The 586-nt window shown below is 66.4% G+C and carries 1 protein-coding gene; it reads left to right on the top strand.

From position 1 onward, the window contains the following. Positions 1-230: 230 nt before the first annotated feature. Positions 231-586: hypothetical protein (locus DD1DGNOD_RS14195; protein ID WP_131766922.1), on the top strand; the 356-nt coding region annotated here is incomplete at its 3' end.

Here is a 586-nt window from a genome sequence, read left to right as displayed (position 1 = left end):
CCTTACTGGACTGGTTGACTGCACTGGTTGGCTGCCGGTTGGACTGCCGGTTGACTCCCGCCCGGGACCAGACAGACCCTCACGGTCAGGTGGGTCCGGAAGATGCCGGAACGGTCTGCGTGCTCGACATCAACACGCGGCCTGTGCTATCTGACCTGCATGGCAGCCTGCGACGTCCAGGCCCGCCGCCCCCGTTCACGCAGGCAATTCCGGAGGTAGCAGCCCATCCCATGGCCGAACACACCCCCCGTCGCAACATCGAGACCTGGGCGCACGAGCTGCCCGCCAGTTTCATCGAGTGCCGCACCATGGGACACCGCTGGGAACCCCACAGCGCAGTCTGGGACAAACAGGCCCGCGCCTACCATGTCATCCACGAGTGTGACCGCTGCCATACCCAGCGCAAGGCCTGGTGGAACCGTAACGGTGAGATCACCTCTGCGGGCTACAGCTACCCCGAGGGCTACCTGACCAAGGACGTCGGCTACATCGGCGCCGACGGCCGCGGTGTGCTGCGCACCGAGTACCTCGCCCGCATCTTCGCCACCACCGCCCGCGGCAACGGCAGCACGCCACAAGCCTCCTG

This window comes from Candidatus Protofrankia californiensis (assembly GCF_900634765.1).
GTDB classification, from domain to species: domain Bacteria; phylum Actinomycetota; class Actinomycetes; order Frankiales; family Frankiaceae; genus Protofrankia; species Protofrankia californiensis.
The sequence above is the reverse complement of the archived record's forward strand: the minus strand, read 5'-3'. Positions and strand labels throughout refer to the sequence as shown.